The following is a 25,377-nucleotide window of genomic DNA, read 5'->3' on the forward strand; positions in this document are numbered from 1 at the left end:
CTAACATAACCCGAGATATACCATGCAGATTAAAAATACTATTCCTGCAGAGTTTATTTCTAACTCTGCTTTGCTGAAAAATATCGAACACATGGTGCAGACCCAGACGGAGAGCGAAGCCGTTAGCCATGAGCGTTTAATCGTTGAGGTTCAGCGGCGCCTGAATCTCGAGAAAAATGAAATACTCGCCGATTTATATATCCAAACGCTGCATGTGCTACGTGGTAAAAACCATCACTAAGCATGATATGTGATTTGTTAAATTAAGCCATTATTAACACTTCTACCTCGGAGGACAAATGAATAACGACAAGCAAGGTCACTTTTTTAATCATTACGATCTTTGGATTAACAATAACCTTCTTCGTCAAGGATTACAGCTTGTACTCGATTCATTATCACCAGGCTGTTTTCATGGAAAATATGTCTTTTTCACCAGCGATAACTATTATGCGGTGCTTAATCATCATTACGATCGCAAAAGAGTTCGTTTTGTCCTGCTCACCGACGGTAATGATTTGAACTTCCTGAGCGAAATACCAATGTACAGAATCCCGGCGCGCTCAACGCCCGCTGAGATAAAATCGTTTATTCTCCGCCCCACCTTGTTCGGTAAGAAGCCGGACCGGGAATCTGAAAGTATCGTTTTTACCAATCGCGAAAAAGAAGTGATTCGCCTGATGAACGATGGTGAAGCGATGGCAAATATAGGGAAGTCGCTGAATTTACATATTAAAACAATTTATCAAATTCGCCTGACCTTAATCAAAAAGCTCGGCTGCTCGGGTCGGACAGATTTTTTTAATATTAGCCGCAGCGAAACGTTTAAAGCCTGGACCCAGCTCAATTTCTGATAATTTACCTGCCAGCGCATGTTGCCATGCTTCAGGAAGACAAGCGGCGGAATAACATCTCTAAAAATGTTCCGCTGCTAACCCTCTAAGACGCTTACTCTCCGTGAAACTCAATGGTGAAGCCCTGGCTTTGCCAGTGGCTAAGTAATTCTGCCTGCAAGGGGGTCAGCGCGCGGCCGGTCCAGACAAAAATGTGCTGACCAGGAAACAGTTCCGGGCGAGGAGAATCCAGCGGCTCCGCCAGCACGTTGACGTGCCAGGCGCGCTGCGATAAACGCCACGCTTCCAGCCACAGACGGGTACGGTCTTCATTACCCCACCCCACCAGCAGCGTCTCTTTCCCCACCTTTTTGCGCGATTCCGCAAGAATGGACGCTACGCAATCAATCAGGATACCGTCCAGCATACTGATAATCGCCATGGAGGTATTCGGATCGAGATTGAGCTTACTGCGGACGGGGACAAAGAGCCGGTCAATCAGTTTATCTACGGGATATTCATGGCTGAGGGACATGATGCGGGTGCGTAATTTTGAGGGCTGGACGCCTCGCAGAAGCGTCATCATCTCTTCCTGGAGCAGGACGGCAGCGTCTTGCGTTTCAGGTTGATGGCCTTCCAGAAGCGCCTTAACCTTGCCCACGGAGACTCCGCGATCGATCCAGCGTTTGATTTCCTCAATGCGCTGAACGTCCTCCTCGTCAAACTGGCGGTGGCCTCCCTCGCTTCTCTGCGGCTTTAGCAAACCATATCTTCGCTGCCATGCACGCAAAGTCACGGGGTTGATTCCGCAACGTTCGGCAACCTCACCGATGCTGTAATATGCCATTAGCGCCCTCTAACCTGATAATACTTTACCGACTAAATTAACGAATTTAGCCTGGTTGTACAATTAACTTTTCTTGTACAGCTAAAATAAACAGGTCGGGCGCCGATATACCGGGCAAAAAACAGGGCTTATTTTACCGTTATACACCGCTTTTTAACCGACACGCTGCGCTGAGCCGGGGTCAAAATTTAAAGAAGCTCACACGCTACTTTTTTCTCTGGCCATGCTACCGGCGGAATGCCTCCCAGACACGGACTGGCAAATAAATTTCCCTGGAAATGCGTAATCCCCGCTGACTCCAGCCACATCCACTCCTCCGCCTGCTCGATACCTACCGCAGAAATGGCGATTTCCAGGGAGTGACAGCATTTAATAATCGCCTGAACGATTGCCTGTTTTGGGCCGTGCTTATGGATATCTTTGACCAGCTGGCGATTAATCTTGATGCGATCCGGCTGAAACTGAGCCAACAGCAACAGCCCGGCAAACCCGGCGCCAAAATGATCGATAGCCACGCGAATTCCCGCAGACTTGAGCTTACGCACGGAATCGGTGAATTCATCAAGACGGGAAATGGCTTCGCTTTCGGTAAATTCCACAATAATTTGCTCAGGGATCAAACCGCTGGCTTCAATTTCCGCTAACAGAAATTCGACAGCGTTGGGAACATTCACCAGCGTCATGGGCAGCAGATTAATCGACAACGTGCGTCCACGGAGGTGCAAAAGTCCCGCCATGGCGAAGGCAATGCGCTTGCTGTGGAGATCCGTCCAGTAGATTTCCTCTCGCGAAAGTCCGTCAAAATAGACCGCTGGCGAATCACCGGAAGTCGTGCGCAGCAGCGCTTCGTAGGAGACGACCTCTTTGGCAAACGGATCGATGACCGGCTGAAAAGCAAAGCTGCATTCGGCCTCTTGCAGCGGAGTTTCAGGGTAGCAGGCAGCGTCTTCTATCACAAACTCCCAGCTTTCAGCCGCAGGAATTTCGTAATAGTTTTCCTTTTCCGTGGCTTCGACGAAGGTACGGAAAAAATGGAGCGCTCTGTCGTCATAGGTGAGCTGATATTTTGTGGTCCCTTTATCCAGCACAGCCTGCAGCACTTCATCGCGGTCAAACTCTCGTAAATCAAAGAGTTCCATGCCAATTTTACCAAAGCGCCGCATCGGTCCATGATCCCTGAGCAGCTCCACGAGGTTATGGTGCCGCGGGTCTGCGCAGATAAGACGGTAAATTTCCTCAACCTTCTCTTCAGGTCCTTCTAATAGCTGAAAAAAGTGGGTGCCGTTAAAAAGCAGAATACCCGACACGTTTTCCTGACTATTTTTGACATTTGCTTCAGCAACCATGCTTTCGAGCGATTTAATTGACACGTTGTCGCAGATATGGCTGCGATAAATAATGGTAGTGAGCATGAAGTTTCCGACAGAAGAGATGAAAGCTAATAAGATATTACAGTAGCAGGTCTACCCGCATAAGTCCTGTAAAAGCGCCCGAGTCATTAACAAATAAATCACATTAACACCCTCTTTTCGCTGGCGTTCTTGCCTTCCTGTATACCTGTACAATTCGTACATCTCCACTCGATGTTTACCTTAAGATTTGTACAATTTTAAAACCATATAAATCAATACGTTATAAAAAACATTAAGAAAATTAACATATTTTTTCCATTTCCTATGTACAAGTTGATAAACATTGTATAACTTTAATCGCAACTTCACTGATAATTGAACTTACAGGAGCACATATGCAGCAGAACGGTTACATTCCTGACACGGCTAACGCTATTGCCCACTACTTCAATAAAGCGTCGTTACCTTCGCAGCAGGAGACGTTAGGGCAGATTGTAATGGATATCCTGAATGAAGGACGCAACCTGAATCGCAAATCCCTGTGTACGAAACTGCTGGGTCGCCTTGAAGTGGCTTCAGAACCTGAAGAAGAAAACCATTATCAAACGTTGATTGGTCTCTTGTTTGAGCATCAGTGATAAAAGTGGCTTCAGCTATCTGGTGATTTAAGTCGTTACTGAATGAGGAAATATAAGGGATGGGCCAGTATCTGACACGGATTACCGGCTTGCTACTAAATTCCCAGTCAAGGAGATGACAATGATCAGAGATACCGTTATGAATCGCAATGATTATGATCCACTAACCGATTTATTGATTGGAGAGGCTGTCCTCTCTCTACTCAAAAATAAGGGGCCTATTAGTAAACAAGCACTGATCGGGAAACTCCAGGCCATGCAGGCTGGGGAACAGGATAAAAAACGGCGGAATGCACTTGGGCGTATTATCGATGAAATCAGTAATATGGTAGCTCGCCGTGGAAAAAACAATACCGTGGGTACTTCAGGCGCTAAGCATAATTGGGATGAGCCGAATTCGTTATTAGGCTCTCCTCAGCAGCCAGGTACGAATAAAATACACTGACCACTACTGGTCTAATGTTTAACTTACAAAGTAGAGAATATGATGAGACAGACTATGCATCAGCAACCGGATATTTACGCAGGCCTGAACGATACCGCACTCTCTGAATATTTCCGCAACGCAGGCGACAGACTGATCGATGAATCAGCGGTGATGTCGCTGGCTATCAGCAGCATCCTTGAGTCTGAGGGTCACCTCAGCAACAAGGCGATTATTTTGTGGTTAATTACGGCGCTGGAAACCACCAGCGATGTCGTAACTGCAGACGTTATCCGCAAAACCCTGGAAATCGTCGTCAGCTACACCATGGATGATATCTGATTTATTAACCGGCTGTAATTAAACAGGGAAGTCACATATCGCTAAGCGAATGGTTATATTATTACAGAAGCCGTGGATATACGTTAAATCCAGGCGCGGTATCTCTCTTTTTAAAACTCTGCCCCTGTTGTCAGATGAATAATCAGGACGGGGCAGGTTTTCCAAAAAGATAATCATTGTCTGCAATATAATCCGGCAATGAATGCCATTAATCCCCTGCAAAATATTTCCCGTATTGCTGAGCTAAAACATCGCAGCCAGGCGGCGAATTCCCTCGGTCAACACCGCTGGGGTATGGTTTGCAAAACCGAATAAAACGCCCTCGCGCGACATCGGCCGCTGACAATAGCGCTCAAACGTCTGCACGCCGAAACCTTGCTGGCGCGCCTTAGCGACGACCTCTTCTGCCTTTAAACCCGCTGATAGCCAGCAGACTATGTGAATACCCGAATCCGTTGGATGTACGACCATGCGCCCGGCAAAGTAGCGTGCAATAGCCGCCTCCAGCGCGCTTTTTCGCTCAAAACAGGCTTTGCGAATACGACGGACGTGGCTGGCATAGTGCCCCTCGCTGATGAAACGGGCCAGGACGGCCTGTTCGAGATACCCACTACAGAGATCGGTGTAATATTTCGTCATGGCAAACTGTTCACGCAAATGCTCGGGGACCACTAAAAAGCCCAGCCGGAACTCCGGATACATCATCTTAGAAAATGTGCCCGCGTAGATGACCCGCTGATGATTATCTAACCCCTGCAACGCCTGCAGAGAGCGGGCGGCATAGCGGAATTCGCTATTGTAATCGTCTTCAAATATCCACGCCCGATGGGCTTCCGCCCATTCCAGTAAGGCGAGCCTTCTGGGCAGGCTAAGCGTTCCACTGAGCGGGAACTGGTGCGACGGCGCGGTATAGACCAGCTTAGCTTGCGGGTAATGGCGAATGCCATCCTGAATATCCATGCCCTCCTCGTCAACCCGAACGGGCCGGACCACCGCTCCCCTGGCAGCGAATGCGCCGCGGGCGCCGCTGTATCCGGGATCGTCGAGCCAGACTTCATCGCCCTTTTCCAGTAAAGCCTGAGCGGTGATGGAAAGCGCTTGCTGAATACCGTTGACAATGATCACCCGATCTTCGTGGCAATTGACGCCGCGCGTCGCCTGAATATAGCGACTAATCGCCTGGCGTAGAGGTTGATATCCATAGGGCGTGGCGTGCGCTCCCAGCTCACGACGCGATTGCCGCCAGACGCGCCCCAGCAGCCGCCCCCATAAAGCATGAGGGAAGAGATCGGTACAGCCGATACCGACGGCAAAAACCTGACGCATTTCGCCGCTGTCCTCTCTTTCTGACCATGATGACACCAGAGCGGCGACATCAGGATTAAGCGGCCCTGCGGCGGCTATTGCCGTTTCGGGCGGCGTCGACGCGTCATACTCGCTAATGAGGTTATCCGGGATATGCTCGCAGACAAAGGTGCCAGCCCCCTTGCGCGTGACCAGGTACCCCTCATCCATCAGGCGGTCAAAACCGGCAATAACCGAGTTTCGCGAGATCGCCATCATCTCAGCCAGCGCCCGGCTGGAGGGGATTTTTGAACCCGCCGACAATCGGCCATCCAGAATCGCCTGACGCAGGGCGTGGTAGACCTGATCTTTAATCACGCCGCGGGCTAATAACAGTTCCTGAAACAGAGGGGCAATGGGTTTTGGCATGAGCGGCAGCGGGCATCGACGGCATAAAAGTGGATCCTATAAATATACAGAAAGTGTCACTTTTTAGGAACCAGAACAGCACCTACCATAGCGCCAGGTCAAATCACCCGGTTGATAAAAATAAGGAACAGCCATGAATAGCAACAAAACCGACGTTAACCTCGCGCAGGTAACCCTCCACCCCGCGGCTGAAAGCGACTTTGCCCAGTGGCTGCCGCTGTGGAAAAGCTACCAGACGTTTTATCGCGTCGACATCCCGGAAAGCATCACGCAGCTCACCTGGAAGCGCTTTTTCCATCCCACCGAGCCGATGTTCTGCGCAGTGGCAAAACAGGAAGGCAGGATAGTGGGTTTCGTACATTATCTCTTCCACCGCTCCACCTGGGCCGAAAGCGACTACTGCTATCTGGAGGACCTCTTCGTTGACCCGGCCGTTCGCGGTCAGCATATCGGCAAGCAGCTGATTGAGTATGTTCAGCTGCAGGCGCGCAAACGTCACGCAGCCAGCCTGTACTGGCACACGCATGAGACCAACCTTCGGGGCCAGCGTCTGTATAACTGGGTCGCGGAGAAAAGCGGCATGATTGAGTATCGTATGCGGGTGAAGTAGCCCCTGCGCAGGCGTAAAAAAACCTCGCCGCGGCGAGGTTTCGTCACTGACAGAGAACTTAGCGAGCGTTGACCACGACCCACATCGGGCCCTGGCCTACGGCATAGCGCCCTTTTTCCTGGAGCAGCCCCTGCTCGCCTTTGATTTCATACACCGCGATATGATGCGATTTCTGACCGGCGGCGATCAGATATTTGCCGCTATGATCGAGGTTAAAGCCGCGCGGCTGGGTCTCGGTATTCTGATAGCCTTCGATGGACAGCACGCTGCCGTCTTCCGAGACGCTGAAGATAGTGATAATGCTGGCGGTACGATCGCAGGCGTAGAGATGACGGCCATCCGGGGTCAGATGGATATCCGCCGCCCAGCGCACGCCGGCAAAATCAGGCGGCATCATGTCCAGCGTCTGCACGCATTCAATTTTTCCGTACGGATCTTTCAGCTCCCAGACGTCAACGGAGCTGTTCAGTTCGTTGACGCAGTAGCCGTATTGCTGATTCGGATGGAACACCATGTGACGCGGGCCCGCGCCTTCAACGGTGGTCACTTCAGCCGGCTCCTGCTCTGCGAGGAAACCGTCGTCGCTCAGGGTAAACAGGCAGATACGATCCTGCTTCAGCGCCGGTACCCACAGGGTGCGATTATCGGGAGAGATATTTGCCGAGTGGCAGCCTTCCAGACCTTCAACCACCGCCACCGCTTCTCGCGGCAGGCCGTCCACCAGCGGCGTAACGCTCACGCAGCCCGCGTTATAGGAAGCGCTGAACACAAAGCGCCCCTGACGATCGGTAGAAATATGCGTTGGGCTACCCGGCAGCGCGGCTTCGCCGGCGAAAGTCAGGGCGCCATTATCGGGCGCAATGCGGTAGGCCAGTACGCGAAACTCCGGACGCACGCCGACGTAGAGAAACTCTTTGTTCGGGCTCACCACCATCGGCTGCACCTGGCCCGGGGCATCAACAACCTGCACCAGGGTCAGTTTCCCCTCAAGATCCAGATCCCAGACGTGAATCTGCTGGCTTTCCGGGCTGGCGGTATAAACGGTTTGTTTCATGAATACTCCTTCCTCACTGCACGTGGAAATTTCATTTTTCAGACTAACGACACCCTGAAAAACACAATATGCATACACAACGCTCTTCAGGTTGCCTCCTGGCAGCCTGAAAGATCAAGTGTATCGGCTCTTTAGCGGTAGATGCTGAAAAGTTTGCCGGAATGGCACAGCGGTGTACCATCATAGCCTGCTAACTTTTCATCATTAACCGGAAACAACCCATGACCTCACGCGTGATTGCCCTCGATTTAGACGGCACGCTCTTAACCGGCAAAAAGACCATCCTCCCCGCCTCGCTCGATGCGCTGGCTCGCGCCAAAGACGCGGGATATCAGATCATCGTCGTCACCGGCCGACATCACGTCGCTATCCATCCTTTTTATCAGGCGCTGGCGCTGGATACACCTGCAATTTGCTGCAATGGCACTTATTTGTATGATTATCATGCAAAAAAGGTGCTTGAATCCGACCCGATGCCGGTAGATAAAGCCCTGAGCCTGACGGAAATGCTGAACGAGCATGATATTCACGGCCTGATGTACGTCGATGACGCCATGCTGTACGAGCAGCCGACCGGGCACGTTATCCGCACCGCCAGCTGGGCGCAATCGCTCCCCGTCGAGCAGCGTCCGGTATTCACTCAGGTCGATTCTCTGGCGCAGGCGGCCCGGGAAGTTAACGCCGTGTGGAAATTCGCCCTGACCGATGAAGATACCGCCAAACTGCAGCGCTTTGCCCAACACGTTGGCCAGACGCTGGGTCTGGAGTGCGAATGGTCGTGGCACGATCAGGTGGACATTGCCCGGGAAGGCAACAGCAAAGGTAAACGCCTGGCGCAGTGGGTCGCGTCGCAGGGCCTGGCGATGCAGGATGTTATCGCCTTCGGCGACAACTATAACGACCTCAGCATGCTGGAAGCCGCCGGTACCGGCGTGGCGATGGGCAACGCGGTGGAAGAGGTCAAAGCGCGCGCCAACGTGGTAATCGGTGAAAACGAAACCACCAGTATCGCCGACTACATCTATCGCCACCTGCTGTAATCAGGCGGCTATCGACACGCTTTTTATCTGCGCATACAGCCGCTGGCCCGGGGTCACCCCCAGCTCATCGCGAGCCCAGGGGCTGATGCGCGCCCACAGGGTACGGCCGCTTATCTCCAGCCTGACCTCAACCTGCCCATGACTTTCAATACACTGCATGACCTGCGCGGGTAAAATATTGCGGATACTGGTTTGCTGAGCGGGCTGCAGTACCAGAGAAACGTCCGAGGCCTGAATGCGGATCCGCGCGCTTTCGCCCTGCGGCCTGTCAAGACGGTTAACCCATATCTGCCGATCCCCCAGCGCCAGCGCGGTCATGGCATACTGCGGATGCTGAGCGGCAACGGTCACGTTCAGGATCGTGCTTTGCTGCTCCTGGGGAAGCCAGGGGTGCATCACGCTGCTGCTCCACACCTCTTCCAGACAGCCAAAGGCTTTCACTTTCCCCTCTTCCAGCACCAGCACGTTATCCGCCAGATGCTGGATTTCATCCAGAGAGTGGCTGACGTACAGCATCGGGATCTTGATTTCACGCGCCAGACGCTGCAGATAGGGCAACAGCTCGCGCTTGCGCGGAATATCCAGCGATGCCAGCGGCTCATCCAGCAGCAGCAGCTCCGGCGCGGTAAGCAGCGCCCGGCCAATCGCCACCCGCTGCTTCTCCCCACCGGAGAGGCCGCCCGGCAGGCGGTCAAGCAGCGGCGCAATGCCGAGCAGCGCCACCAGCTTGTCAAACTGCGCCGCCATAGACTTCGCCATGCCATATTGCAGATTGCCGCGCACTTTATAGTGCGGAAACAGGCGCGCGTCCTGAAAAACGTAACCAATGCGGCGCTTTTCCGGCGCCAGGCAGATACCTTTATCAACGTCGTTCAGCACTCTGCCGTTGAGGACGATGCGCCCCTGCTGCGGGCGCGTCAGGCCGCTAATGGCGTTAATCAGCGAGGTTTTACCCGCGCCGGAGACGCCGAACACCGCCGTAATGCCGCTGGCGGGAAGCGTCTCGCGAATTTGCAGACAGTGGGTACCCAGCGTCTGGGTAAAATCGAGCTCAAGCATGTTTATTTCCCCATCCGCTGACGGCTGAGGCGGGCCAGCCATTCGGAAATCAGCAGCGATACCAGCGCCAGCGCAATCGAAATCAAGCATAAACGCGCGGCCGCGCCTTCTCCCCCGGGGGTCTGGATCAGGGTATACATGGCCGAAGGGATGGTGCGCGTTTCGCCGGGAATATTGGAAACAAACGTGATGGTGGCGCCGAACTCGCCCAGCGAGCGGGCGAAAGCCAGCACGGTGCCAACGATAATGCCGGGTAGCGTCAACGGTAACGTAATAGTGAAAAACACCCGCCAGCGGCCAGCGCCGAGGGTACGCGCCGCCTGCTCGAGCTTGATGTCCACCCCTTCCAGCGCGAGGCGAATGGCCCGCACCATCAGCGGAAAGGACATCACCGCCGCCGCCAGTACCGCGCCGCGCCAGCTAAACGCGAAGCTCAGACCAAACCAGTCATACAGCCAGCTGCCGATAAAACCGCGTCGCCCCATCGCGATCAGCAAGAGATACCCTACCACCACCGGTGGCAATACCAGCGGCAGGTGGAGAATGCTATCGAGCAGCGCTTTACCGGGAAAATCTCGTCGCACCAGCAGCCAGGAGAAAAAGATGCCAAAAGGCAAGCTCAGTACCACCGCCAGGGAGGAGACTTTCAGGCTCAGCAGTACCGCCTGCCATTCAGGATCGCTTAAGAACATTAGTGGGTAGTAAATCCGTAACGTGTAAAGATGGCGGACGCTTCCGGCCCTTTTAAATAGTCATAAAACGCGCTGACCGTGGCATTTTTATGGCCGTCGACGATTGCCAGCGGATATTCCACTTTCTTATGCGAATCTTCCGGGAAGGTACCGACAACTTTTACCCCCTTGCTGGCGACCGCATCGGAGCCGTAAACGATCCCCAGCGGCGCTTCGCTGCGTTCAACCAGGGCCAGCGCGCCGCGCACGTCTTCTGCCGGCGCCAGCTTCGGCGACAGGGTTTCCCAGGCTCCCAGCTTTTGCAGCGCCTCTTTCGCATAGATGCCAGCAGGCACGTGTTCCGGGTCACCTACGGCCAGGCGGCCGCCTTTCAGCAGGCTGGTCCAGTCGGTTTTATCACTGATGTTTATCTCGCCCTGCGCGCTGGCTTTTGGCGCCACGACAACCAGGCTGTTACCGAGAAGGGTCGCGCGCGAGGCGGTATCAATGCTCTTTTTCTCGACCGCGTAATCCATCCATTTTTGATCGGCGGAGATAAACAGATCCGCCGGCGCCCCCGCTTCAATCTGCCGTGCCAGGGTCGATGAAGAGGCAAATGAAGAAACCACCTCCACGCCCTTCTCTTTTTTATACTCTTTGGCGATATCCTGCATGGCGTTGGTGAGCGATGCCGCGGCAAAAACCGTCACTTTGCCCTCTTCCGCCAGCGCGTGGCCCGCAACGGAGAGCGTTAATGTTGCTCCGGCAAAAAAGCGTAACCATTGACCTGTCATCTGAATCTCCCGTCGGTTCGTTATGTAATAGACAATATAACGATAGCGCCAGGTTTTTCCCAGCGAAAATTAGGGGTAATCAGCGTTCGAAAAATGGAGGGGGGGAAGAAATAAGGACGCCCGGCAGAACCGGGCGCGGGGGAAATCAGTGATTTTGCGGTCTGCTGTCTTTATGACCGGCTCCGGAGAAGAGGTTAAACACTTCGCCCAGCCCGTAAATCAGGCCCAGAATGACCGCCATCACCACAGGGACCATGACTACGGCAAAAACCAGACTTTTCAATAGCTCTAACATGGTTGGCTCCAGAAAGTACGAATAGTTTATTGTAACCAATTCAGCCGGAAAAACACGCCCCATTTGTGCGGTGCCCCGCAGGCCACCTTGAGAGATGCATCTTGCAAGATGACCGCTATCGGTCACAATATCCTTTTTCATCAGGATATGATTATGCAGGCTGAAATTCTTCTTACCCTCAAATTACAGCAGCGCCTGTTCGCCGATCCTCGCCGTATCGCCCTGCTGAAACAGATTGAACAGACCGGCTCGATTAGCCAGGGGGCAAAAAACGCGGGCATTAGCTATAAAAGCGCCTGGGATGCGATTAATGAAATGAATCAGCTCAGCGAGCAGACCCTGGTTGACCGGGCGACCGGTGGCAAAGGCGGCGGCGGCGCGGTCCTCACCCGCTACGGGCAGCGGCTGATTCAGCTCTACGACCTGCTGGCGCAGATTCAGCAGAAAGCATTCGATGTCCTGAGCGATGATGACGCCCTTCCCCTCGACAGCCTGCTGGCTGCCATTTCGCGATTCTCTCTGCAGACCAGCGCGCGCAACCAGTGGTTTGGCACCATTACCGGCCGCGACCATCAGCAGGTCCAGCAGCACGTTGACGTTCTGCTGGCCGACGGCCAAACCCGCTTTAAGGTCGCGATTACCGCCCAAAGCGCCGATCGTCTGGGCCTTGAGGAAGGCCAGGAGGTACTGGTGCTGCTGAAAGCGCCGTGGGTTGGCATTACTCAGGATGCCGCACAGGCGGAACGGGCCGACAACCAGCTGGCCGGACGTATCAACCACATCGAACGCGGGCCGGAACAGTGTGAAGTGCTGATGGCGCTCCCGGATGGGCAGAGCCTTTGCGCCACCCTGCCGGTGGAACAGACGCGCGATCTGGCGGAAGGGGCGGAGGTGATAGCATATTTTAATGCCGATCGCATCATTCTTGCCACGTTGTGCTAACGGCATTGACATTGCGCTCGCGAAGACGTATCCCTGAAACAAATCGCTGCAAAAAGTGGGATACACAATGTCATTGTTGCAAATTTCGCAAGGCACGTTTCGTCTTAGCGATACAAAAACGTTAAATATTGAACACCTCCGCGTGCAGGCTGGCGAGAGCTGGGCTTTCGTCGGCAGCAACGGCAGCGGGAAATCGGCGCTTGCGCGGGCGCTCTCCGGCGAGCTGACCCTGCTAAGCGGGCAGCGTGAGTGCACCTTCTCGCGCATCACCCGTCTCTCTTTTGAGCAGTTGCAAAAGCTGGTCAGCGATGAGTGGCAGCGCAATAACACCGATTTGCTCAGCCCGGGAGAAGAAGACACCGGCCGCACGACGGCGGAAATTATCCAGGATGAGTTTAAAGACCCCTCCCGCTGCGCCCGCCTTGCTGAACAGTTTGCAATTAGCCACCTGCTCGAACGCCGTTTTAAATATCTCTCTACCGGCGAAACGCGCAAGACCCTGCTGTGCCAGGCGCTGATGGGCGATCCCGACCTGCTTATTCTTGATGAGCCGTTCGACGGTCTTGATGTCGCCTCGCGCCAGCAGCTCGCCGGGATGTTGGCCGCGCTGAACGGCGAAGGTATCACCCTGGTGCTGGTCCTCAATCGTTTTGACGAGATCCCGGCGTTCGTTCAGTATGCCGGGGTGCTGGCGGACTGCGTGCTGAGCGAAACCGGCGAAAAGCAGGCCCTGCTGCAGCAGGCGCTTATTGCCCAGCTCGCCCATAGCGAAAAGCTTGACGGCATGACGCTGCCGGAGCCGGACGCACCGGCAGCGCGTCTTGCGCTGGACGCCGAAGCGCCGCTCATCGTGCTGAACGACGGCGTGGTTTCGTACAACGATCGTCCGATCATTAACCGCCTGAGCTGGACGGTGAACCCTGGCGAACACTGGCAGATAGTCGGCCCCAACGGCGCCGGTAAATCCACGCTGCTCAGCCTGATTACCGGCGACCATCCTCAGGGATACAGCAACGACCTGACCCTGTTTGGCCGCCGCCGCGGCAGCGGTGAAACCATCTGGGATATCAAAAAGCATATTGGCTACGTCAGCAGCAGCCTGCACCTTGAATACCGCGTCAGCACCAACGTGCGTAACGTGATTCTCTCCGGCTACTTCGACTCAATCGGCATCTATCAGGCCGTATCTGACAAGCAGCATAAGCTGGTGCAGAACTGGCTGGATATTCTGGGTATCGACAAACGCACCGCCGATGCGCCGTTCCATAGCCTCTCCTGGGGGCAGCAGCGGCTGGCGCTGATCGTCCGCGCCCTGGTCAAACATCCCACTCTGCTGATCCTTGACGAACCGCTGCAGGGGCTGGACCCGCTCAACCGCCAGCTGGTGCGCCGCTTCGTTGATGTGCTGATTGGCGAAGGGGTGACGCAGCTGCTGTTTGTCTCTCATCACGCCGAAGACGCCCCGGACTGTATCACCCACCGACTGGCCTTTGTGAGTAGTGGAGACGGTTACACTTACCAGCTGGATCCGCTGTAAAATTAAGCCTGTACAGGGGTCTGCTGATCCCTGTTTTTTTCAGAATAATAGCTACCAGACATAACATCACCCTGTTTTTAAAACAAAAAAACTCAAATGGGCTGTTTAAAAATTTTAGTGTAAACGATTCCACCAATTTGGCCTGTGTCACACTTTTGGCTTCTTTGGTATGCTATCTTCTTCTCACACGATAAGCCTATTGGAGCGAATCATGAAAGTACTGGTTACAGGTGGTAGCGGTTACATTGGAAGTCACACCTGCGTTCAACTGCTACTGCAGGGACACGAAGTGATTATTCTCGACAATCTCTGCAACAGTAAGCGCAGCGTATTGCCAATCATTGAACGTCTCGGCGGGAAAAGCGCCACCTTTGTCGAAGGCGACATTCGTAACGAAGCGCTGATGACGGAAATTCTCCACGATCACGCCATTGAAGCGGTGATCCATTTCGCCGGCCTGAAAGCCGTCGGGGAATCCGTCGCTAAGCCGCTGGAGTACTACGACAACAACGTAACCGGCACACTGAAACTCGTTTCCGCCATGCGCGCCGCGGGCGTGAAAAACTTTATTTTCAGCTCCTCCGCGACCGTCTACGGCGACCAGCCCAAAATCCCTTACGTCGAAAGCTTCCCGACCGGTACGCCTCAGAGCCCTTACGGTAAAAGCAAGCTGATGGTTGAGCAGATCCTGACCGACCTGCAAAAAGCGCAGCCGGACTGGAGCATCGCGCTGCTGCGCTACTTCAATCCGGTCGGCGCGCATCCGTCGGGCGATATGGGGGAAGATCCGCAGGGTATTCCGAACAACCTGATGCCGTATATCGCGCAGGTCGCGGTTGGCCGCCGTGAATCGCTGGCGGTATTCGGCAACGACTACCCAACCGAAGATGGCACCGGCGTACGCGACTACATTCACGTGATGGACCTGGCAGACGGCCACGTCGCGGCGATGGAAAAACTGGCCGATAAAGCCGGCGTGCATATCTATAACCTTGGCGCAGGCGTCGGCAGCAGCGTGCTCGACGTGGTCAACGCATTTAGCAAAGCCTGCGGCAAACCGATTAACTACCACTTCGCACCGCGCCGCGAAGGCGACCTCCCGGCCTACTGGGCGGACGCTGAAAAGGCCGATCGCGAGCTGAACTGGCGCGTGACGCGCAACCTTGACGAAATGGCGCAGGACACCTGGCACTGGCAGTCCCGTCATCCGCAGGGTTATCCCGACTAAGGAACCTTCATGAGCGTATTTAACCCCGTCGACCATCCACATCGTCGTTATAACCCGTTAACCGGGCAGTGGATTCTGGTTTCTCCGCATCGCGCCAAGCGCCCCTGGCAGGGGGCGCAGGAAACGCCGGCAAAACAGACCTTGCCCGCGCACGACCCGGACTGTTTCCTGTGCCCGGGTAATACCCGCGTCACCGGCGACAAAAACCCGAACTACACCGGTACGTTTGTTTTTACCAATGACTTTGCGGCTTTGATGACCGATACCCCTGACGCCCCGGAAAGCGACGACCCGCTTATGCGCTGTCAGAGCGCCCGCGGTACCAGCCGGGTCATCTGCTTCTCGCCAGACCACAGCAAAACGCTGCCGGAACTGAGCGTGGAGGCGCTGGAAGGCGTGGTTAAAACGTGGCAGGAGCAGACCGCCGACCTCGGAAAAACCTACCCGTGGGTGCAGGTCTTTGAAAATAAAGGCTCGGCAATGGGCTGCTCCAACCCACATCCGCATGGCCAGGTGTGGGCAAACAGCTTTCTGCCTAACGAGGCGGAACGCGAAGATCGTCTGCAAAAAGCGTACTTCACCGAGCACGGCGCGCCGATGCTGGTGGATTACGCGCAGCGCGAATTAGCCGACGGTAGCCGCACCGTCGTCGAGACCGAACACTGGCTCGCGGTGGTCCCTTACTGGGCAGCGTGGCCCTTCGAGACGCTGCTGTTGCCGAAAGCGCACGTACAGCGCCTGACTGATTTAACCGATGACCAGCGCAGCGACCTCGCGCTGGCGCTGAAAAAGCTGACCAGCCGTTACGACAATCTGTTCCAGTGCTCATTCCCCTACTCTATGGGCTGGCACGGCGCGCCGTTTAACGATGAAGAGAATAATCACTGGCAGCTGCACGCGCATTTTTATCCGCCGCTGCTGCGCTCCGCGACGGTGCGTAAATTTATGGTCGGCTATGAAATGCTGGCTGAAACCCAGCGTGACCTGACGGCCGAGCAGGCCGCCGAACGTCTGCGCGCTGTGAGCGACGTCCATTTTCGCGAATCCGGAGTATAACTATGAGTCTGAAAGAGAAAACCCAAGCCCTGTTTGCTGAGAAATTTGGCTATCCGGCCAGCCATGTTATCCAGGCCCCTGGCCGCGTTAACCTGATCGGCGAGCATACCGACTATAACGATGGGTTCGTGCTGCCCTGCGCCATTGATTACCAGACGGTCATCGCCTGTGCGCCGCGCGACGATCGTACCGTGCGGGTGATTGCCGCCGATTACGACAATCAGACCGATGAATTCTCTCTCGACTCGCCGATTACCAGCCACGATACCCAGCAGTGGTCAAACTATGTCCGCGGCGTGGTGAAGCATCTCCAGCAGCGGAATAACGCTTTCGGCGGCGCGGATCTGGTCATCAGCGGCAACGTGCCGCAGGGCGCGGGGTTAAGCTCCTCGGCTTCGCTGGAAGTCGCCGTCGGCACCGTGTTCCAGCAGCTGTACCATCTGCCGCTCGACGGCGCGCAAATCGCGCTGAACGGCCAGGAAGCGGAAAACCAGTTCGTCGGCTGCAACTGCGGCATTATGGACCAGCTGATCTCCGCGCTCGGTAAAAAAGATCACGCGCTGCTGATCGACTGCCGCTCCTTGGGGACCAAAGCGGTCTCGATGCCGAAAGGCGTCGCGGTGGTGATTATTAACAGTAACTTTAAGCGCACTCTGGTCGGCAGCGAATACAACACTCGCCGCGAGCAGTGTGAAACCGGCGCGCGTTTCTTCCAGCAGCCGGCCCTGCGCGACGTCACGTTGCAAGAGTTCAACGCCGTCGCCCACGAGCTTGACCCGGTGGTCGCCAAACGCGTTCGCCACGTGCTGACTGAAAACGCCCGCACCGTAGAAGCCGCAGCGGCGCTGGAAAAAGGCGACCTGCTGCGGATGGGCGAGCTGATGGCGGAATCCCACGCCTCCATGCGCGATGATTTTGAAATCACCGTCCCGCAGATTGATACCCTGGTGGACATCGTCAAGGCGACCATCGGCGATAAAGGCGGCGTTCGCATGACCGGCGGCGGTTTCGGCGGCTGTATCGTCGCCCTGGTGCCGGAAGATCTGGTCGAGACCGTACAGCAGGCCGTTGCCAAAGAGTATGAAGCGAAAACTGGTATCAAAGAGACCTTTTACGTCTGCAAACCGTCGCAGGGAGCTGGACAATGCTAAACCCAACAACGGAGCTGGCGCCGGACGGCCAGCCGTGGAATCTCCTCACCCTGCGTAACGACGCAGGCATGACGGTCACCGTAATGGACTGGGGCGCGACGCTGCTCTCCGCGCGCGTGACGCTGGCCGACGGCAGCGTACGCGAAGCGCTGCTCGGCTGCGCGACCCCTGCCGACTATACGCGCCAGGCCGCCTATCTCGGCGCTTCCGTAGGCCGTTACGCGAACCGTATCGCCAACAGCCGCTTTTCCCTTGATGGCCGTAGCGTTAATCTGACGCCCTCCAACGAGGCCGGCCATCAGTTGCACGGCGGTCCTGAAGGTTTTGATAAGCGCCGCTGGCAGATTGTCAGCGCCGACGATCGTCACGCGCTGTTTTCACTCTCCTCCCACGATGGCGATCAGGGGTTCCCCGGCAATCTGACGGCTACGGCGCACTACCGGCTGACCGACGATAATCGTATCGCCATCGAGTATCGCGCCACCGTTGATCAGTCCTGCCCGGTAAACCTGACCAACCACGTCTATTTCAATCTTGATGGCGTGCAGAGCGACGTGCGTAGCCATAAGCTGCAAATCTTTGCCGATGCGTATCTGCCCGTTGAGAGCGACGGTATTCCGGGAGGCGATTTGCAAAACGTCACCCTGACCAGCTTCGATTTCCGCACGCCGAAGATGCTGGCGGACGATTTCCTGCGCGATGAAGACCAGCAAAAGGTTAAAGGTTACGACCACGCCTTTCTGCTCCAGGCGCTGGGCAATGCCAAAAGCCCTGCGGCTCACGTCTGGTCGCAGGACGAAAAGCTGCAGATGACGGTCTATACCTCCGCTCCGGCGCTGCAGTTCTACTCCGGCAACTATTTGGCCGGCACGCCGTCGCGCACGGCGCAGCCTTACGCTGACTGGCAAGGTCTGGCTCTGGAGAGCGAGTTCCTGCCGGATTCACCGAACCATCCGGAATGGCCGCAGCCGGACTGCGTACTGCGCCCCGGCGAAGAGTACGTCAGCCTGACGGAATATCAGTTTATTGCGAAATAATACCCAGCCCTCCTGATGGAGGGCTTTTTTTATCCTTTCGCTGAAAAATACGCCACTTACAGACAAAAACATAACCTCTGTTTTACAAGCACCTTACACTGAGCGACTATTTTCGCTATGGTTAGGGATAAGCATTGCCGTGAGGTAAGTCGCGGCAATATAATGAGAATAGTTATCAATCAATAAATATACACACTACAGATTTCGGGTCGCATCAAGGCGGCGAGAAAGATGACGTGTATTGAGGAGTAAGTGTATGGCTGTAACTAAGCTGGTACTCGTTCGTCACGGCGAAAGCCAATGGAACAACGAAAACCGTTTCACCGGTTGGTATGACGTTGACCTGTCTGAAAAAGGCGTGGGTGAAGCAAAAGCGGCCGGTAAGCTGCTGAAAGAAGAAGGCTTCAGCTTCGACTTTGCTTATACCTCTGTGCTGAAACGTGCCATCCACACCCTGTGGAACGTGCTGGACGAACTGGATCAGGCCTGGCTGCCGGTAGAAAAGTCCTGGAAACTGAACGAGCGTCACTACGGTGCGCTGCAGGGCCTCAATAAAGCGGAAACCGCTGAAAAATACGGTGACGAGCAGGTTAAGCAGTGGCGTCGAGGCTTTGCGGTAACGCCGCCGGAGCTGACCAAAGACGACGAGCGCTACCCGGGTCACGATCCGCGCTATGCAAAACTGACCGACGCTGAGCTGCCTACCACCGAGAGCCTGGCGCTGACCATCGACCGCGTCGTACCGTACTGGAATGAAACCATTCTGCCGCGTCTGAAAAGCGGTGAGCGCGTGATTATCGCCGCTCACGGTAACTCCCTGCGCGCGCTGGTGAAATACCTCGACAATATGGGCGAAGCAGAGATCCTCGAACTGAACATCCCGACCGGCGTACCGCTGGTGTATGAGTTCGACGAGAACTTCAAGCCTATTAAACATTACTATCTGGGTAACGCCGACGAGATCGCCGCGAAAGCCGCTGCCGTAGCGAACCAGGGTAAAGCGAAGTAATTTTCGCGGGATGTAAAAAAAGCGTGGAGCACTCCACGCTTTTTTATTTTGAGACTCGCCGTAAAACCTAACCGCGGCGCGCTTTTACCGCATTCGCCAGCTGACGAAGCAGCGTATCGGTATCTTCCCACCCGATACAGGCATCAGTAATGCTTTTACCGTAGGCCAGCGGCTCACCGCTGTCGAGGCTCTGATTGCCTTCCACCAGATGGCTTTCGATCATCACGCCCATAATCGCCCGCTCGCCGCCGGCAACCTGCTGGCATACGTCTGTGCCGACATCCATCTGCTTTTTAAACTGTTTGCTGGAGTTGGCATGGCTGAAATCGATCATGATCTGAGCGGGCAGGCCTGCTTTCTCCAGACCCACCTTCACTTCTGCCACGTGCTGCGCGCTGTAGTTCGGCTCTTTACCGCCGCGCAGGATAATATGGCAATCGCTATTGCCGCTGGTGTTCACAATCGCCGAATGTCCCCATTTGGTCACCGACAAGAAACAGTGCGGCGCGCCGGCGGCATTGATGGCGTCGATAGCGACTTTAATGGTGCCATCTGTGCCGTTTTTAAAGCCTACCGGGCAGGAGAGGCCGGAAGAGAGTTCGCGGTGCACCTGTGACTCGGTGGTACGCGCGCCAATCGCGCCCCAGCTCATCAGGTCGGCAAGATACTGCGGGGTGATCATATCGAGGAACTCCCCGGCCGCTGGCAGTCCGCTGTCGTTAATATCAAGCAGCAGCTTGCGCGCGATCCGCAGACCATCGTTGATGCGGAAGCTGTTATCCATATGCGGATCGTTGATCAGCCCTTTCCAGCCCACGGTGGTGCGCGGTTTTTCAAAATACACGCGCATCACGATTTCCAGCTCGCCTTTAAGCTCTTCGCGAAGCGCGAGCAGACGCTCGGCATACTCTTTTGCCGCCGCCGGATCGTGAATGGAGCATGGACCGATCACGACCAGCAGCCGATCGTCATGACCTTTAAGGATCTGGTGGATCGCTTTGCGCGCATGCGCAACGGTGTTGGCGGCGTTTTCGGTAGCGGGGAATTTTTCCAGGAGCGCAACGGGAGGTAATAATTCGTTGATCTCTTTAATGCGTAAATCGTCGTTCTGATAATTCATCTTATTTCCAGCGTTGCCATACTTATCTAGTTAAATGCAATCCCTCCAATCTATCTCTTCACTCAAAAAGTGTAAACGTGATTTTACACTAGCGGCAGAATATTCCTGGAAATAGGCTAAAAAACGCCATAAAGTCGCGGAATAGTGGCCACAAGCTATAATTTTTAACTGTTAGAACTTAATTTTCTTTAGCATTCAGCATTATATATTAATGCCGCTCGCTAACAGCGAAGCTTTAACCACAACGAGTAGAACCTCCGGCAATGCACTGTTGGAAGAGGTAATTCGGTAAATCGATATAACAGGAGCATCCAATGAAAATGAACAAGCTAACCAGTCTTCTCCTCGCAGCAACCCTGGGCCTGGCCAGCGGCGCGGCGCTGGCCGCCGATACCGGCGCGCAGTCGAACAACGGGCAGGCCAATTCGGCAGCCGACGCGGGTCAGGTTGCCCCCGACGCGCGTGAAAACGTGGCGCCAAACAACGTGGACAACGGTAAAATTAACGCCGGTTCCACCGATACCGGCGGCACCATGCTCCACCCCAACGGCTCCACCATGAACCACGACGGGATGTCGAGCGATGAAGTCCACAAGAACTCAATGTGCAAAGATGGCCGCTGCCCGGATACCGATAAAAAGGTCGGCCAGGACGAGGCGACGAAAACCGACGGTACCACCCAATAATCTGCGCGGTATCCGCCCGGAAGGAGAGCTAAGGCTCTCCTTTTTTCATTTTTTCACCCCAAGAGGTGAATCATGTCATAAAGTAATCATCAAAATAATAATGTAGGGATGGCACCATGGGGCAATCACACTCGCATAATTCTCCGCAATCCACCGAAGATAATAATGCCCGTCGGCTGCTGCTGGCGTTCTGCGTCACGGCCGGATTCATGTTGGTTGAGGTTGCAGGCGGACTCATTTCAGGTTCGCTGGCGCTGCTGGCCGATGCCGGGCATATGCTGACGGACGCCGCAGCGCTGCTGTTCGCCTTTCTGGCCGTGCGTTTCGCCAGTCGCCCGCCTAATGCTCAACACACCTTTGGCTGGCTGCGGCTGACCACGCTGGCGGCCTTTCTCAATGCTATCGCCTTAGTGGTCATTACGATATTAATCGTCTGGGAGGCCATTCAGCGTTTTCATCATCCGCAACCGGTAGCCGGTAAAACCATGATGATCATCGCCGTTGCCGGCCTGCTGGCCAATATTCTGGCCTTCTGGATCCTCCATCGCGGCAGTGAAGAGCGTAACCTCAACGTGCGGGCCGCCGCTCTGCATGTGCTGGGGGATCTACTCGGTTCGGTTGGGGCCATTATTGCCGCAATCGTGATCATCACCACCGGCTGGACGCCTATCGATCCTATTCTGTCCGTGCTGGTATCGTGCCTGGTTCTGCGCAGCGCATGGCGTTTGCTGCAGGAGAGCGTTAATGAGCTGCTGGAGGGCGCGCCGCGTTCGCTTGACGTCGACGCCTTAAAGCGCGATTTGCGCCGCTCGATACCTGAAGTTCGCGACGTACACCACGTTCATGCGTGGCTGGTTGGAGAAAAAACGGTGATGACGCTGCACGTGCAGGTGGTACCGCCGCACGATCACGACGGCCTGCTTGAACGAATCCAGGGCTTCTTACAGCATAAGTATGAAATTGAACACATTACGGTTCAGATGGAGTATCAGCCCTGCAGCGGCCCGGAGTGCCGTCTGAACATGACGCACGCCGGGCATGGACATCATCATCACCATTAGCGGGAAAACGCGTGAGAGCCGCGCTCACGCGCGCTGTTAATCCACATACGGCTGCCGTTGAGGGCGATGAAGGTCAGCAGCAGATATTCGAGCGACATCGCATAAACGCCCTGCAGGGCGAAAATAACCACGCTGATGACGTTGATAATCACCCACAGCAGCCAGTTTTCGACGTATTTGCGCGTCATCAGGATCATCGCCGCAACCGAGAGAACCATCATGCAGGAGTCCCAGAACGGGAACGCGTCTGGCTGCAGCGCCGGCATAGCAACCTGCAGGCCCAGGGTGTGCATCAGCGCGACGGCAATCCTGGTCAGAAACGCAAAAACCGGATCGATAAATACCGTCATCAGGCCAATCGCCACCACGCAGGCCGCCAGCCAGCCTAACGCTTTCGGCAGCGGCAGCCAGCGGATTTGCAGTTCCGCCTGGTTATCGCTGGTTTGTCGTGACCAGGCGTACCAGCCGTAGACGTTGGCCGCGAAGAAAAAGATCTGCAGCAGAAGGCTGGCGTAGAGCTGGATCTGAAAGAAGATAATGGCAAACAGCGTGACGTTGATCAGCCCAAAGGCATAGTTGGCAATCTTCTCCAGGCTCGCCAGCCAGATGCACAGCAATCCTGCGACGGTGCCTACCGCTTCAATCCACGACAGGTCATATCCCCCGGCGCCAATGGGTATATGCACTAATATGTTCTGCGTACTAAAAAAATCCATCTTATCCCCAGAGCGTTCTGTAACGCAGTAATGAGCTATCCCCGAAGTGTAGCCGCAAAATCGAGCATTCTGTTTAGCGGAACCAGCGCCCCGGTTCGCAGCTGTTCATCAACGTGAATTTCATGTTCAACGCCTCCCTTTTCCAGCCCTTCCGCAATCGCCTGCAGGCCGTTCATCGCCATCCACGGACAGTGGGCGCAGCTGCGACAGGTTGCCCCTTCGCCTGCCGTAGGCGCTTCCAGCAGCTCTTTTTCCGGTACCGCCTGCTGCATTTTGTAGAAAATGCCGCGGTCGGTGGCGACGATGAGCTGCTTGTGCGGCAGCGTCTTAGCGGCATTGATCAACTGGCTGGTTGACCCCACCGCGTCAGCCATATCGACAATCGCCTGCGGTGATTCCGGGTGAACCAGCACCGCGGCCTGCGGATAAAGCGCCCGCATTCTCGCCAGCGCTTGAGTTTTGAATTCATCATGAACGATGCAGGCGCCCTGCCAGCACAGTACGTCGGCGCCGGTCTGTTTCTGCACATAGCTACCTAAATGGCGGTCCGGCGCCCAGATGATTTTTTCACCCATGCTATCAAGATGCTCAATGAGTTCCACGGCGATGCTCGACGTCACAACCCAGTCGGCGCGCGCCTTTACCGCCGCTGAAGTATTGGCGTAGACCACGACCGTACGATCCGGATGCGCATCGCAGAAAGCGCTAAACTCCTCGATCGGGCAGCCCAGATCGAGCGAGCACTCCGCGTGGAGCGTGGGCATCAGGATGGTTTTTTCCGGGCTGAGGATTTTCGCCGTTTCTCCCATAAAGCGCACGCCGGCAACCAACAGCGTCGAGGCAGAATGTCGGGCGCCGAAGCGCGCCATCTCCAGAGAATCGGAGATACAGCCGCCGGTCTCTTCGGCCAGCTGCTGAATTTCAGGGTCGGTATAGTAATGGGCCACCATCACCGCATCGCGCTCGCGCAGCAGGCGTTTAATTTTTTCGCGATAAAAGTGCTTCTCATCGCGGTTTAACGGCATGGGCTTCGGAGGAAAAGGATAAATCGCCGCTTCCGGATCAAACATTACGCTCATCTTGCAGTCTCGTTTCACTGGCTTAACTTTCAGACCGTAATAATGCCTGAAGAAAGGTATTAACCGGTCATGGTGTTTTATATGCTAAACAAGATAGCCGATTGTGCAGAAAATGTCGTGAGGAATTTTTCCCTCAGGAAGCATTTCCCGGAGGCGATGCTACGCATCTGTCCAGGCTGCTAAACCTGCAGAACGCACGAATCTGTAGCCCGGGCAAGGCGCGTCAAGCGCCGCCCCCGGGATGAAGCCACGCAAAGGCATCAGGCCCGGCACATTTCCCGGAGGCGATGCTACGCATCTGTCCGGGCTGCTAAACCTGCAAAACGCACGAATCTGTAGCCCGGGCAAGGCGCGTCAAGCGCCGCCCCCGGGACGAAGCCACGCAAAGGCATCAGGCCCGGCACATTTCCCGGAGGCGATGCTACGCATCTGTCCGGGCTACTGGCCTGTGCCAATTGTAGCCACGGTAAACGCAGCGCGACGGTAGAATAACGCAGCATTAAGGTATTGCGGATTGTTGTGATTTTCGAGGAAATGGCAGATAGCAAAAAAGCGCCTTTAGGGCGCTTTTTTACATTGGTGGGTCGTGCAGGATGACTCGCTTCGCTCGCCCTACGGGCCGTTGCTGACGCAACGTTATCCTTCACGCTTAACATCTGAGTTTGATGTTAAATTGGTGGGTCGTGCAGGATTCGAACCTGCGACCAATTGATTAAAAGTCAACTGCTCTACCAACTGAGCTAACGACCCCTTGCGGGTTTACTGCTAACTGGAACGATTCAGGATGGTGGGTCGTGCAGGATGACTCGCTTTCACTCGCCCTACGGGCCGTTGCTGACGCAACGTTATCCTTTACGCTTACTACCACTGCTCACCTAAGCATTGGTGGGTCGTGCAGGATTCGAACCTGCGACCAATTGATTAAAAGTCAACTGCTCTACCAACTGAGCTAACGACCCGCTCGGGTACTTCCTGAATATTCTTCACTCGTCACCAATTCGAAATTGGTGGGTCGTGCAGGATGACTCGCTTTCGCTCGCCCTACGGGCCGTTGCTGACGCAACGTTATCCTTCACGTTTTAC

27 protein-coding genes and 2 tRNA genes are annotated in these 25,377 nt (G+C 55.1%); 16 read left to right on the forward strand and 13 right to left on the reverse strand.

Going from position 1 to position 25,377, the window contains the following annotated elements:
- Positions 1–22: 22 nt before the first annotated feature.
- Both JLG71_RS19465 and JLG71_RS19470 read left to right on the forward strand, forming a co-directional pair.
- Positions 23–241 carry a hypothetical protein gene (locus JLG71_RS19465; protein WP_014228477.1) on the forward strand — a complete coding sequence of 73 codons (219 nt, stop codon included), beginning with the start codon at positions 23–25 and terminating at the stop codon, positions 239–241.
- A 58-nt stretch (positions 242–299) separates the two neighbouring features.
- Positions 300–854: a LuxR C-terminal-related transcriptional regulator gene (locus JLG71_RS19470; protein ID WP_004849021.1), complete on the forward strand. Its 555-nt coding sequence runs from the start codon at positions 300–302 to the stop codon at positions 852–854.
- 94 nt (positions 855–948) lie between these two features.
- Here the strand turns inward: JLG71_RS19470 and JLG71_RS19475 are convergent, their stop codons facing one another.
- Positions 949–1,680, reverse strand: a complete 732-nt coding sequence (locus tag JLG71_RS19475; RefSeq protein ID WP_014228475.1) for a MerR family transcriptional regulator — start codon at positions 1,678–1,680, stop codon at positions 949–951.
- 188 nt (positions 1,681–1,868) lie between these two features.
- The gene (locus JLG71_RS19480) at positions 1,869–3,092 is read right to left on the reverse strand and encodes a diguanylate phosphodiesterase (protein WP_046876450.1); all 1,224 of its coding nucleotides are present in this window, start codon (positions 3,090–3,092) and stop codon (positions 1,869–1,871) included.
- Between the two features lie 335 nt (positions 3,093–3,427).
- Between JLG71_RS19480 and ycgZ the strand changes: the two genes are divergently transcribed.
- From ycgZ to JLG71_RS19495, 3 genes are all read left to right on the forward strand, one after another.
- Entirely contained in the window at positions 3,428–3,670 is a 243-nt protein-coding gene (gene ycgZ / locus JLG71_RS19485) for a regulatory protein YcgZ (protein WP_004849015.1), read from the forward strand.
- Between the two features lie 121 nt (positions 3,671–3,791).
- On the forward strand, positions 3,792–4,115 hold the full coding sequence (locus tag JLG71_RS19490) for a hypothetical protein (RefSeq protein ID WP_025108124.1): 324 nt from the start codon (positions 3,792–3,794) through the stop codon (positions 4,113–4,115).
- A 54-nt stretch (positions 4,116–4,169) separates the two neighbouring features.
- Positions 4,170–4,436, forward strand: a complete 267-nt coding sequence (locus JLG71_RS19495; protein WP_004849010.1) for a biofilm development regulator YmgB/AriR family protein — start codon at positions 4,170–4,172, stop codon at positions 4,434–4,436.
- Between the two features lie 243 nt (positions 4,437–4,679).
- On the opposite strand, the gene pdxR is transcribed toward JLG71_RS19495, so the two are convergent.
- Complete coding sequence (pdxR, locus tag JLG71_RS19500) at positions 4,680–6,149, reverse strand: MocR-like pyridoxine biosynthesis transcription factor PdxR (protein WP_200913763.1); 1,470 nt, start codon at positions 6,147–6,149, stop codon at positions 4,680–4,682.
- A gap of 133 nt (positions 6,150–6,282) precedes the next feature.
- On the opposite strand from pdxR, the gene JLG71_RS19505 reads away from it, so the two are divergent.
- On the forward strand, positions 6,283–6,759 hold the full coding sequence (locus tag JLG71_RS19505) for a GNAT family N-acetyltransferase (RefSeq protein WP_038424232.1): 477 nt from the start codon (positions 6,283–6,285) through the stop codon (positions 6,757–6,759).
- A 58-nt stretch (positions 6,760–6,817) separates the two neighbouring features.
- Here JLG71_RS19505 and pgl read toward each other — a convergent pair whose 3' ends face one another.
- Entirely contained in the window at positions 6,818–7,813 is a 996-nt protein-coding gene (gene pgl / locus JLG71_RS19510) for a 6-phosphogluconolactonase (protein WP_014228470.1), read from the reverse strand.
- A gap of 221 nt (positions 7,814–8,034) precedes the next feature.
- Here pgl and JLG71_RS19515 point away from each other — a divergent pair, with 221 nt between their 5' ends.
- The gene (locus tag JLG71_RS19515; protein WP_048261177.1) at positions 8,035–8,853 is read left to right on the forward strand and encodes a pyridoxal phosphatase; all 819 of its coding nucleotides are present in this window, start codon (positions 8,035–8,037) and stop codon (positions 8,851–8,853) included.
- On the opposite strand, the gene modC is transcribed toward JLG71_RS19515, so the two are convergent.
- The 4 genes from modC to JLG71_RS19535 all read right to left on the reverse strand — a co-directional run bounded on the left by modC (position 8,854) and on the right by JLG71_RS19535 (position 11,672).
- Positions 8,854–9,912 (reverse strand): molybdenum ABC transporter ATP-binding protein ModC, encoded by a 1,059-nt coding sequence (gene modC / locus JLG71_RS19520; protein WP_038424230.1) that lies wholly within the window; start codon positions 9,910–9,912, stop codon positions 8,854–8,856.
- A 2-nt stretch (positions 9,913–9,914) separates the two neighbouring features.
- Positions 9,915–10,604: a molybdate ABC transporter permease subunit gene (gene modB / locus JLG71_RS19525; protein ID WP_004848997.1), complete on the reverse strand. Its 690-nt coding sequence runs from the start codon at positions 10,602–10,604 to the stop codon at positions 9,915–9,917.
- On the reverse strand, positions 10,604–11,377 hold the full coding sequence (gene modA / locus JLG71_RS19530) for a molybdate ABC transporter substrate-binding protein (protein WP_025108128.1): 774 nt from the start codon (positions 11,375–11,377) through the stop codon (positions 10,604–10,606). The genes modB and modA overlap by 1 nt, the downstream gene beginning before the upstream one ends.
- Positions 11,378–11,522: 145 nt before the next feature.
- Complete coding sequence (locus tag JLG71_RS19535) at positions 11,523–11,672, reverse strand: AcrZ family multidrug efflux pump-associated protein (protein WP_004848993.1); 150 nt, start codon at positions 11,670–11,672, stop codon at positions 11,523–11,525.
- A 153-nt stretch (positions 11,673–11,825) separates the two neighbouring features.
- Between JLG71_RS19535 and modE the strand changes: the two genes are divergently transcribed.
- From modE to gpmA, 7 genes are all read left to right on the forward strand, one after another.
- Positions 11,826–12,614 (forward strand): molybdenum-dependent transcriptional regulator, encoded by a 789-nt coding sequence (gene modE / locus JLG71_RS19540; protein WP_004848991.1) that lies wholly within the window; start codon positions 11,826–11,828, stop codon positions 12,612–12,614.
- Between the two features lie 67 nt (positions 12,615–12,681).
- Positions 12,682–14,151: a molybdate ABC transporter ATP-binding protein ModF gene (gene modF / locus JLG71_RS19545; RefSeq protein WP_200913764.1), complete on the forward strand. Its 1,470-nt coding sequence runs from the start codon at positions 12,682–12,684 to the stop codon at positions 14,149–14,151.
- Positions 14,152–14,362: 211 nt separating this feature from the next.
- Positions 14,363–15,379, forward strand: a complete 1,017-nt coding sequence (galE, locus tag JLG71_RS19550) for a UDP-glucose 4-epimerase GalE (protein ID WP_004130603.1) — start codon at positions 14,363–14,365, stop codon at positions 15,377–15,379.
- Positions 15,380–15,388: 9 nt separating this feature from the next.
- Positions 15,389–16,435: a galactose-1-phosphate uridylyltransferase gene (gene galT, locus JLG71_RS19555; protein WP_064358410.1), complete on the forward strand. Its 1,047-nt coding sequence runs from the start codon at positions 15,389–15,391 to the stop codon at positions 16,433–16,435.
- A 2-nt stretch (positions 16,436–16,437) separates the two neighbouring features.
- Positions 16,438–17,586, forward strand: a complete 1,149-nt coding sequence (gene galK / locus JLG71_RS19560; RefSeq protein ID WP_004848984.1) for a galactokinase — start codon at positions 16,438–16,440, stop codon at positions 17,584–17,586.
- Positions 17,580–18,623 (forward strand): galactose-1-epimerase, encoded by a 1,044-nt coding sequence (galM, locus tag JLG71_RS19565; protein ID WP_200913765.1) that lies wholly within the window; start codon positions 17,580–17,582, stop codon positions 18,621–18,623. Before galK ends, galM begins: the two co-directional genes overlap by 7 nt.
- 256 nt (positions 18,624–18,879) lie before the next feature.
- Positions 18,880–19,632, forward strand: coding sequence for a 2,3-diphosphoglycerate-dependent phosphoglycerate mutase (gpmA, locus tag JLG71_RS19570; protein ID WP_004100351.1), 753 nt, complete (start codon positions 18,880–18,882; stop codon positions 19,630–19,632).
- A gap of 67 nt (positions 19,633–19,699) precedes the next feature.
- On the opposite strand, the gene aroG is transcribed toward gpmA, so the two are convergent.
- A complete protein-coding gene (gene aroG, locus JLG71_RS19575) occupies positions 19,700–20,752 on the reverse strand; it encodes a 3-deoxy-7-phosphoheptulonate synthase AroG (protein ID WP_048261185.1) in 1,053 nt (350 codons plus the stop codon).
- 314 nt (positions 20,753–21,066) lie between these two features.
- On the opposite strand from aroG, the gene JLG71_RS19580 reads away from it, so the two are divergent.
- Both JLG71_RS19580 and zitB read left to right on the forward strand, forming a co-directional pair.
- Entirely contained in the window at positions 21,067–21,438 is a 372-nt protein-coding gene (locus JLG71_RS19580; RefSeq protein WP_025108131.1) for a YbgS-like family protein, read from the forward strand.
- A 116-nt stretch (positions 21,439–21,554) separates the two neighbouring features.
- Positions 21,555–22,499: a CDF family zinc transporter ZitB gene (gene zitB / locus JLG71_RS19585; protein WP_014228460.1), complete on the forward strand. Its 945-nt coding sequence runs from the start codon at positions 21,555–21,557 to the stop codon at positions 22,497–22,499.
- Here zitB and pnuC read toward each other — a convergent pair.
- The 4 genes from pnuC to JLG71_RS19605 form a co-directional block, all read right to left on the reverse strand.
- Entirely contained in the window at positions 22,496–23,215 is a 720-nt protein-coding gene (pnuC, locus tag JLG71_RS19590) for a nicotinamide riboside transporter PnuC (RefSeq protein ID WP_014228459.1), read from the reverse strand. The two genes, zitB and pnuC, sit on opposite strands and share 4 nt — an antisense overlap.
- Positions 23,216–23,250: 35 nt before the next feature.
- A complete protein-coding gene (nadA, locus tag JLG71_RS19595; RefSeq protein WP_004848967.1) occupies positions 23,251–24,294 on the reverse strand; it encodes a quinolinate synthase NadA in 1,044 nt (347 codons plus the stop codon).
- 674 nt (positions 24,295–24,968) lie between these two features.
- A tRNA-Lys gene (locus JLG71_RS19600) sits at positions 24,969–25,044 on the reverse strand.
- Between the two features lie 133 nt (positions 25,045–25,177).
- Positions 25,178–25,253, reverse strand: a tRNA-Lys gene (locus JLG71_RS19605).
- Positions 25,254–25,377 lie beyond the last annotated feature (124 nt).

The sequence above is a fragment of the Klebsiella michiganensis genome (assembly GCF_015139575.1).
In the GTDB taxonomy this organism is placed as follows: domain Bacteria; phylum Pseudomonadota; class Gammaproteobacteria; order Enterobacterales; family Enterobacteriaceae; genus Klebsiella; species Klebsiella michiganensis.

Excerpts from the sequence above, each read along its gene's own strand:
- JLG71_RS19465 (WP_014228477.1), top strand. The coding sequence starts at position 23 with ATGCAGATTAAAAATACTATTCCTGCAGAGTTTATTTCTAACTCTGCT.
- JLG71_RS19470 (WP_004849021.1), top strand. The coding sequence starts at position 300 with ATGAATAACGACAAGCAAGGTCACTTTTTTAATCATTACGATCTTTGG.
- JLG71_RS19475 (WP_014228475.1), bottom strand. The coding sequence starts at position 1,680 with ATGGCATATTACAGCATCGGTGAGGTTGCCGAACGTTGCGGAATCAAC.
- JLG71_RS19480 (WP_046876450.1), bottom strand. The coding sequence starts at position 3,092 with ATGCTCACTACCATTATTTATCGCAGCCATATCTGCGACAACGTGTCA.
- ycgZ (WP_004849015.1), top strand. The coding sequence starts at position 3,428 with ATGCAGCAGAACGGTTACATTCCTGACACGGCTAACGCTATTGCCCAC.
- JLG71_RS19490 (WP_025108124.1), top strand. The coding sequence starts at position 3,792 with ATGATCAGAGATACCGTTATGAATCGCAATGATTATGATCCACTAACC.
- JLG71_RS19495 (WP_004849010.1), top strand. The coding sequence starts at position 4,170 with ATGCATCAGCAACCGGATATTTACGCAGGCCTGAACGATACCGCACTC.
- pdxR (WP_200913763.1), bottom strand. The coding sequence starts at position 6,149 with ATGCCAAAACCCATTGCCCCTCTGTTTCAGGAACTGTTATTAGCCCGC.
- JLG71_RS19505 (WP_038424232.1), top strand. The coding sequence starts at position 6,283 with ATGAATAGCAACAAAACCGACGTTAACCTCGCGCAGGTAACCCTCCAC.
- pgl (WP_014228470.1), bottom strand. The coding sequence starts at position 7,813 with ATGAAACAAACCGTTTATACCGCCAGCCCGGAAAGCCAGCAGATTCAC.
- JLG71_RS19515 (WP_048261177.1), top strand. The coding sequence starts at position 8,035 with ATGACCTCACGCGTGATTGCCCTCGATTTAGACGGCACGCTCTTAACC.
- modC (WP_038424230.1), bottom strand. The coding sequence starts at position 9,912 with ATGCTTGAGCTCGATTTTACCCAGACGCTGGGTACCCACTGTCTGCAA.
- modB (WP_004848997.1), bottom strand. The coding sequence starts at position 10,604 with ATGTTCTTAAGCGATCCTGAATGGCAGGCGGTACTGCTGAGCCTGAAA.
- modA (WP_025108128.1), bottom strand. The coding sequence starts at position 11,377 with ATGACAGGTCAATGGTTACGCTTTTTTGCCGGAGCAACATTAACGCTC.
- JLG71_RS19535 (WP_004848993.1), bottom strand. The coding sequence starts at position 11,672 with ATGTTAGAGCTATTGAAAAGTCTGGTTTTTGCCGTAGTCATGGTCCCT.
- modE (WP_004848991.1), top strand. The coding sequence starts at position 11,826 with ATGCAGGCTGAAATTCTTCTTACCCTCAAATTACAGCAGCGCCTGTTC.
- modF (WP_200913764.1), top strand. The coding sequence starts at position 12,682 with ATGTCATTGTTGCAAATTTCGCAAGGCACGTTTCGTCTTAGCGATACA.
- galE (WP_004130603.1), top strand. The coding sequence starts at position 14,363 with ATGAAAGTACTGGTTACAGGTGGTAGCGGTTACATTGGAAGTCACACC.
- galT (WP_064358410.1), top strand. The coding sequence starts at position 15,389 with ATGAGCGTATTTAACCCCGTCGACCATCCACATCGTCGTTATAACCCG.
- galK (WP_004848984.1), top strand. The coding sequence starts at position 16,438 with ATGAGTCTGAAAGAGAAAACCCAAGCCCTGTTTGCTGAGAAATTTGGC.
- galM (WP_200913765.1), top strand. The coding sequence starts at position 17,580 with ATGCTAAACCCAACAACGGAGCTGGCGCCGGACGGCCAGCCGTGGAAT.
- gpmA (WP_004100351.1), top strand. The coding sequence starts at position 18,880 with ATGGCTGTAACTAAGCTGGTACTCGTTCGTCACGGCGAAAGCCAATGG.
- aroG (WP_048261185.1), bottom strand. The coding sequence starts at position 20,752 with ATGAATTATCAGAACGACGATTTACGCATTAAAGAGATCAACGAATTA.
- JLG71_RS19580 (WP_025108131.1), top strand. The coding sequence starts at position 21,067 with ATGAAAATGAACAAGCTAACCAGTCTTCTCCTCGCAGCAACCCTGGGC.
- zitB (WP_014228460.1), top strand. The coding sequence starts at position 21,555 with ATGGGGCAATCACACTCGCATAATTCTCCGCAATCCACCGAAGATAAT.
- pnuC (WP_014228459.1), bottom strand. The coding sequence starts at position 23,215 with ATGGATTTTTTTAGTACGCAGAACATATTAGTGCATATACCCATTGGC.
- nadA (WP_004848967.1), bottom strand. The coding sequence starts at position 24,294 with ATGAGCGTAATGTTTGATCCGGAAGCGGCGATTTATCCTTTTCCTCCG.